The following is a 7,199-nucleotide window of genomic DNA, read 5'->3' as shown; positions in this document are numbered from 1 at the left end:
CTCACACTAGGAACCGCAAAGCCTTCATGGACGCCCCAGCCAACTGCGGAGCGGCGCCCAGTAGATCCGTTCAATCAGGAACCACACCGCTGCCGCAAGAAAAGACCGACTGCCCAGAGACCACGAAACCCACTAATTCAGCAGGCTCCTAGCGCCTGAGCACGCCGGATAGCGGGCGTTCGACGACGGCGGCCTCCGTTCCGCTGCGGCGGCCTCGCCACGCGAGGCCGCCTGCCAGCAACAGGAGTGCGGCAAGGCCGGCGCCCGCGACCGCTGCCGCCGCTGCCGCCTCAGAGCCGGCGGGCCACTGCCCGCTGATGCCTAGGAACGCCGGGACAGTGGCCGAGGCCTGGCTGGTGAGCACCAGGGACCAGCCGATCAGTGGCGCCAGTCGCTCGAAGCCCAGCGCCAGCTGCAGGAAGAACAACAGCCACAAATAGGTCCAGCAGAGCCACAGGACGGCCAGGAGCGGATCCTCACCGGACCAGGCCGCCGCGAGCAGGATGCCGCAGAGGCCCACCATCCCGCAGAACCAGCCGAGCCCCCTGGACCCCATTCCCAGCAGGAAATCCAGGCCCACATACACGTAGGTCAGTCCGAAGAGGAACATCCCGGACGCCCCCAGCAGCAACTGCGATCCGCCGCCCGCGGACACGTCAGGGTCGGTCACCGCCGGGTCGGTCACCGCCGGGTAGGTCACCGCCAGGTAGGTCACGCCGAGGACCAGCTGGGCGCTGCCGATGACCAGGCTGAATATGGCGGCGTCGCGGCGGGGGAGGAGATCCAAGGCTGCGAGTCCGTTGAGCAGCAGCGCCGCTCCGGAGAGCAGGAGGCAAACATAGGCCATCAGACGGCCTTCCTGGTGCACCGCGTGGTGCACATAGTTCTCATCACGTGGAATCTTTCTGTCACATTACGGAGAATAGGTGATCCCATCTGATCCGCCTACCGGGGTGCGGTCTTAATCCGTTAGGTTGAAACCTCAACCATCAATGGCTGCGAAGATCTTCTCCGGCCGTTGCTCGCGGAAGCTAGGACAAATTCATGGATGCACGGCTGGAGGCCATCAGGAGTACGGTCCTGGCCAGGAACCCGGGGGAAGCCGAGTTCCATCAGGCGGTGGTCGAGGTATTCGAAAGCCTGGGCCCTGTCCACGACCGGCACCCCGAGTTGCTTGAAGCCGCCATCCTGGAGCGGCTCTGTGAGCCCGAACGGCAGATCATCTTCCGCGTGCCGTGGACCGACGATGCCGGCCGGGTGCAGATCAACCGGGGCTTCCGGGTGGAGTTCAGCTCGGCACTGGGCCCGTACAAGGGCGGCCTGCGCTTCCACCCCTCCGTGTACCTGGGTATCGTGAAGTTCCTGGGCTTCGAGCAGATCTTCAAGAACGCGCTTACGGGCATGCCGATCGGCGGCGGCAAGGGTGGCTCGGACTTCGACCCCCGCGGGCGGGCGTGAAATCGGCTACCTCTTCGGCCAGTACAAGCGCATCACCAACCGGTACGAATCGGGCGTCCTGACGGGCAAGGGGATCTCCTGGGGCGGCTCGCTGGTCCGGCCCGAGGCGACCGGTTTCGGCACCGTGATCTTCACCGTGGAAATGCTGAAGACCCGCGGAATGTCCTTCGACGGCCAGCGCGTGGTGGTCTCCGGCTCCGGCAACGTGGCCATCAACGCCATCGCCAAGGCGCAGGCGCTCGGTGCCGAGGTGGTGGCCTGCTCCGACTCCTCCGGCTACATCGTGGACGAGGCCGGGCTCGACGTCGGCCTGCTTCGCCAGATCAAGGAAACAGAACGCGGACACCTCAAGGATTACGCCCTGCGTCGTGCCGGCGTTGCCTATGTGGAGGCCGGCTCGGTGTGGGACGTCGACGCGACGGTTGCTCTGCCCTGTGCCACCCAAAACGAGCTCGACGGCGGTGCTGCCGCACGCCTGGTGCGGAACGGGCTGCTCGCGAGCGGCGTTGCAACCTCAGCGCTGGAGATGCAGCAGAACGCGAGCCGTGACTCCTGGTCCTTTGAGCACACAGAAGAGCGGCTCACGGAGATCATGGTGGGGATCCATCACCGCTGCGCGTCCACCGCGGAGGAGTATGAGGATCCCGGCAACTATGTGTTGGGTCCCAACATCGGCGGCTTCGTGAAGGTGGCGGATGCCATGCTTGCCCAGGGTTTTATTTAGCTGGGTTTGATTTAGCGGGGTTTGATCCAGCCGTCGCGGCTAAGCGCCGCGGCGCCAGTCGCTGGGGGAGACCCCGTAGGCCTCCCGGAAAGTGCGGCTGAAATGCGCCGCGTCCAGGAACCCCCAGCGGGCAGCCACTGCGCCCAGGGAGGTGCCGTTGTGCAGCGGGTCCCTCAGTTCGCGGCGGATCCTTTCCAGCCGCTGGCTCCGGATCCAGCTGGCAACAGTGCTGCCCGACTCCTGGAAGACGTTGTGCAGGTGCCGGGTGGAGATGAAGTGCGCCGCGGCGATGCTGGCGGGTGAGAGCAGGGGATCGGACAGGTTCGCGTCGATGAATTCGCGCACGGACACGGCCAGGAGCGCCTGGGGCTTCATCCGGTCCGGGCTTATGTCCATTTCGGCATGCAGCATGGTGGACACCAGCTCCAGGGCGTTGGTTGCCAGCCTTGATCCGCTGGGGCCGTTCAGGACCTCAAGGTTCTCGGACAGCTGGCGGATGAACTGTCCCACAATTCCGCTGAGGCCGGTGCTGCCCGCCATCCGGACTGCCGCGAGCTGCCCGACGCAGTCGGTGGGCAGCGACAGGGCGTCGCAGGGGAACATCACCACCATCATGCGCGCCTGCTCCTCGAAGGTGAGGGTGTAGGGCCGGTTCGTGTCGTAGATTGCCAGGTCCCCCGGCCGGAGGACGGCCTCGCGGTTGTCCTGGATCAGCAAGCCGGTGCCCTCCAGCTGCAGGTTGAGCTTGAAATAGCATTCATTCGCCTGGGCAATCAGCGCCGGCGTGCGGTGGACCTCGTGGGACGTGGCGCTGACCTCCACGATGGACATCCGGTCCAGCACCCGCGAACGCATCTGCCCGCGGAAGCCGGTCACGTCTTCAGTCCGCGCGGCGAGCGGGACAAAGGACTCCGCCACCAGGTGCTTCCAGTGGTCGAAGGACGTGGCAACGCTGGACGTTAGGCCCTGCTTTGCGGACTGGGCCGCTGGCTGGGCTGTTGCTGTTACTGGCATGGATGTTCCTGACGACGGATGGCCATCTGACGTTCCCCCGGGACTGTGTCGTGGGACACAGTCACTTCAGGTTAACGGCAGGTGATTCTTTTTTCAACAGCTGGCGAAAAAAGACGCCGGTGCGGCTATCTGTTTTTCCCCCGGGCCGCCACGGTCCATCGGTCCACGAGCTCCCCTTGGCTGGTGACGGCAACATCGTCCACCAGGTTCATCGCCAGGCACACGTGGTTGGGGATCACCCGCAGCCGGTCTCCAACGGCAGGAACGGCGCCCTGCCCGGGCCACTCAACAGTGGCATGGTGCTCGGACAGGGCGGCGATCCGGGCGTCGGGATGGTCCATCAGCCGGCCGAAGCCGCTGGCCCAGGCCGGCCGGTCGCTGCCCAGGATCTTGCTGCCGGCGTCGATGATGAAGCGTGCGGGACCGTCGGCCGCCGTTTCGTGGTGGCTGACCACGGTGGCCGCCACGGTCAGTGCGATGTCCTCGGCAGCACACCGATCCAGCTCCAGCTGCTGGGCGTCGCCGAAGACGTGGACACCGGGACGCACCTCGGTGGCGACAGAATTTTCCGTGAGCATGACCGTCGGGGTGGAACCGCCGCTCCGGCACGTGACGTGGAAACCTGCGGCGGTCAGTACCTCGGACGCCTGGTCCAGCGCCTGTTGCTCCTGCCGGGCGGCTTCCGCCGGCATTCCGGGCGCGTAGCTGTGTCCCGGAAAGGTGAAGACTCCCGTGACCTTCAGCCCAGCCCGCGCCGCTGCTTCGGCCACCGGCGCCACCGCCTCCGGGCGGACCCCGCTCCGGTGGTGGCCGCTGTCGACCTCCACGAGAACGGCCACGTTCCCCGCCCCGTTCCCCAGAGTCACTCCCAGCACGGTTGCCCCTTCCGCGGAATCCACGCCGACGGCGATGCGTGCTGTCCGGGACAGGCGCAGAAGCCGGTCAGCTTTCTGCGGCGAAAGCCAGAGGGGATAGGCGATGAAGATGTCCTCCACTCCGGCAGCTGCGAAAACTTCCGCTTCGCCGATGGTTGCCACGGTCAGGCCCGATGCCCCTGCTGCCATCTGGCGGGCGGCGATCTCGGGGATCTTGTGCGTTTTGGCATGGGGGCGCAAGTTCAGGCCCTTGGCCCGCACGGCGGACGCCATACGGTCGATGTTCCGCTGGAGTATGTCGAGATCGACCATGATCTCCGGCGTATCGATGTCCTTCGGGATGGTCACTGCCGGCGTCTCCTGGCTGGTTGTGCCCGCTCCTGGCGGCTGATTCTCTTTGCGGGCCGGGCGGGCGGGCTGGGGCGGGTGGGTTTGGGCGGTCGGAACGGGAAGCTTGACGACCCAAGGCTAACGCGTCAGCAGGGCCAGGAAGCCCTCGAGCTGCCCGCGCAGGCCGAGCTCGGTCTGGCCGTCCGGGAGCAGCGCGGCCGCGATCTGGGCGCCCAGCAGCATGTTGAGGAGCTGGCCGGCCAGGCTGTCGTCGTCGACGGCGGCGGTGACGTCGCCGCCGTCCCGGGCCTCCGCCAGATAGCGCAGGATGGCTTCCAGCCACTGCTGCATGGACTCCCGGTGGATCCGGGCCTTTTCGGGATCGTTGATGGCCTTCTGCCAGAAGGGGATAACGATCCGGGCTTCATTGATCCGCTCCTCATCCAGCGGCAGCACTTCGACGCAGAAGGCCCGAAGGGCGTCGAGTCCCGCAAGTCCCGCGGTGACTTCGGCTATGCGCTGGTTGGTGCGGTTGAAGACGTGGCTGAAGGCAAAGGTCAGCAGCGTGTCCTTGGTGGGGAAGTACGGCTTCAGGGCGCCGTTGGCGAACCCGGCCTCGAGGGCTATCTCCCGCATGGTGGCGCTTTCGATGCCCAGCCGGGCGATGATCCGCCAGGTTGCATCCACCAGTTCCAGGCGGCGTTCGTCGTGGTCAACAATCTTTGGCACGCAGCCGCTCCCCGGTAAATATTTCGCCCAGACTCTTGTGAGCCATCTTACGTTCGCTTATTCTCTACAAGTATAGAAAATAAAAATCCGACCTGCCAAGGTCCCGGACAAAAGGCCGTCATGACCCCCTCCAAAACCGACACGATTACCCCGTTCCGCCTGGCAACGGGCGCTGAGATCACCGATGTCCAGGGCATTCTGCGCGCCGAAGGACTCCTGGGCCCGGAGAAGCGGATTGCGTACCTCGGCCTGCTGGACCCGGCCCGGGGCGCAGCCGCCGATTCCGAGGACCGGCGCTTCCGGGTCTTCATCCACGATGTGTCCGGCGGACGTCCGCTGGACGTCACCGTCTCCGCCGCGGACGGCGCGGTTACTTCCGCCGTCGAACTCGATACCGCAGCGACGGGCGAGCTGCCCGTCCTGGAAGAGGAATTTGAGGTCGTGGAGTCGCTCCTCGCCTCGGACGAGCGGTGGCTCAAGGCTCTGGCGGACCGCGGCCTGGACGTCAACAAAGTCCGCGTTGCCCCGCTCTCCGCCGGCGTCTTCGAGTACCCGGAGGAAAAGGGCCGCAGGATTCTGCGCGGGCTGGCGTTCGTCCAGGAGTTCCCCGAGGACAGTGCGTGGGCCCACCCCGTGGACGGGCTCGTGGCCTACGTCGACGTCGTCAGCAAGGAAGTCACCCGGGTCATCGACCTGAGTGCTGTCCCGGTTCCCGCGGAGCACGGCAACTACACCGACCCGGAGCTGACCGGCCCGCTGCGCACCACCCAGAAGCCCATCAGCATCACCCAGCCCGAGGGGCCCAGCTTCACGGTGACCGGCGGCAACCATGTCGAATGGGAAAAGTGGAGCGTCGACGTCGGCTTCGACGTCCGCGAGGGCGTGGTGCTGCACAACATCGCCTTCCGGGACGGGGACCGGCTCCGGCCCATCATCAACCGCGCGTCGATCGCCGAGATGGTGGTCCCGTACGGCGATCCGTCCCCGATCAGGTCCTGGCAGAACTACTTCGACACGGGGGAGTACCTCGTGGGCCAGTACGCCAACTCCCTCGAACTGGGCTGCGACTGCCTCGGCGACATCACCTACCTCAGCCCGGCCATCAGCGACGCCTTCGGCAATCCCCGCGAGATCCGCAACGGCATCTGCATGCACGAAGAGGACTGGGGCATCCTCGCCAAGCACAGCGACCTCTGGTCCGGCATCAACTACACCCGCCGCAACCGGCGCCTGGTGATCTCCTTCTTCACAACCATCGGCAACTACGACTACGGCTTCTACTGGTACCTCTACCTCGACGGCACCATCGAATTCGAAGCCAAGGCCACCGGCGTCGTCTTCACGTCCGCCTTTCCGGAAGGCGGCTCAGACAACATCTCCCAGCTCGCTCCGGGCCTCGGTGCCCCCTTCCACCAGCACCTGTTCAGCGCACGGCTGGACATGGCGGTCGACGGCTTCACCAACCGAGTTGAGGAAGAGGACGTGGTCCGGCAGCCCATGGGCGCAGGCAACGAACGCGGCAACGCCTTCTCCCGGAAGCGCACGGTACTGGCCCGCGAATCCGAAGCGGCCCGCGAAGGCGACGCCAAGACCGGAAGGACCTGGATCATTTCCAACCCGAAATCCCGCAACCGGCTGGGCGAGCCCGTTGGCTACAAGCTCCACTCCGAAGGCCAGCCCACGCTGCTCGCCGACCCGGACTCCTCCATCGCCCGGCGCGCTGCCTTCGCCACCAAGGACCTGTGGGTCACCCGGTACGCCGAGGACGAGCGCTACCCCACCGGCGACTTCGTCAACCAGCACACCGGTGGAGCGGGCCTGCCGGCCTACATCTCCCAGGACCGCGACATCGACGGCCAGGACATCGTCGTGTGGCACACGTTCGGGCTGACCCACTTCCCGCGGATCGAAGACTGGCCCATCATGCCGGTGGACACGGTCGGCTTCAAACTGCGCCCCGAAGGGTTCTTCGACCGCAGCCCGGTACTGGATGTCCCGGCCAACCCGAATGCCCAGGCTTCCGGCTGCCACGGCGGGCCCGCCGCCCCCGGACACTGCGGCTAGGCTCG

5 protein-coding genes and 1 pseudogene are annotated in these 7,199 nt (G+C 66.2%); 2 read left to right on the top strand and 4 right to left on the bottom strand.

Translation table 11 applies throughout. The features are described 5' to 3' along the window. Window positions 1-148: 148 nt before the first annotated feature. The gene (locus tag J7I92_RS16860; protein WP_214842385.1) at window positions 149-847 is read right to left on the bottom strand and encodes an AmiS/UreI family transporter; all 699 of its coding nucleotides are present in this window, start codon (window positions 845-847) and stop codon (window positions 149-151) included. Between the two features lie 197 nt (window positions 848-1,044). Here J7I92_RS16860 and J7I92_RS16855 point away from each other — a divergent pair. After that, window positions 1,045-2,182 (top strand): annotated as a pseudogene (locus J7I92_RS16855) (glutamate dehydrogenase). A gap of 39 nt (window positions 2,183-2,221) precedes the next feature. Here J7I92_RS16855 and J7I92_RS16850 read toward each other — a convergent pair. The 3 genes from J7I92_RS16850 to J7I92_RS16840 form a co-directional block, all read right to left on the bottom strand. Beyond that, a complete protein-coding gene (locus J7I92_RS16850; RefSeq protein WP_214842383.1) occupies window positions 2,222-3,196 on the bottom strand; it encodes a helix-turn-helix domain-containing protein in 975 nt (324 codons plus the stop codon). 125 nt (window positions 3,197-3,321) lie between these two features. Beyond that, entirely contained in the window at window positions 3,322-4,383 is a 1,062-nt protein-coding gene (locus J7I92_RS16845; RefSeq protein WP_214842388.1) for a D-TA family PLP-dependent enzyme, read from the bottom strand. Window positions 4,384-4,539: 156 nt separating this feature from the next. Continuing rightward, window positions 4,540-5,130 carry a TetR/AcrR family transcriptional regulator gene (locus J7I92_RS16840; protein ID WP_214842381.1) on the bottom strand — a complete coding sequence of 197 codons (591 nt, stop codon included), beginning with the start codon at window positions 5,128-5,130 and terminating at the stop codon, window positions 4,540-4,542. A 120-nt stretch (window positions 5,131-5,250) separates the two neighbouring features. Between J7I92_RS16840 and J7I92_RS16835 the strand changes: the two genes are divergently transcribed. Next, a complete protein-coding gene (locus J7I92_RS16835) occupies window positions 5,251-7,194 on the top strand; it encodes a primary-amine oxidase (protein ID WP_214842379.1) in 1,944 nt (647 codons plus the stop codon). Window positions 7,195-7,199: the final 5 nt, after the last annotated feature.

Source organism: Arthrobacter sp. ISL-72, assembly GCF_018613755.1.
Taxonomy (GTDB): domain Bacteria; phylum Actinomycetota; class Actinomycetes; order Actinomycetales; family Micrococcaceae; genus Arthrobacter.
This window is presented reverse-complemented; position numbering and strand designations above follow the sequence as displayed.

What these genes read in the sequence shown, in the direction of transcription:
- J7I92_RS16860 (WP_214842385.1), bottom strand. Translation starts at nt 847, where the DNA reads ATGGCCTATGTTTGCCTCCTGCTCTCCGGAGCGGCGCTGCTGCTCAAC.
- J7I92_RS16850 (WP_214842383.1), bottom strand. Translation starts at nt 3,196, where the DNA reads ATGCCAGTAACAGCAACAGCCCAGCCAGCGGCCCAGTCCGCAAAGCAG.
- J7I92_RS16845 (WP_214842388.1), bottom strand. Translation starts at nt 4,383, where the DNA reads ATGGTCGATCTCGACATACTCCAGCGGAACATCGACCGTATGGCGTCC.
- J7I92_RS16835 (WP_214842379.1), top strand. Translation starts at nt 5,251, where the DNA reads ATGACCCCCTCCAAAACCGACACGATTACCCCGTTCCGCCTGGCAACG.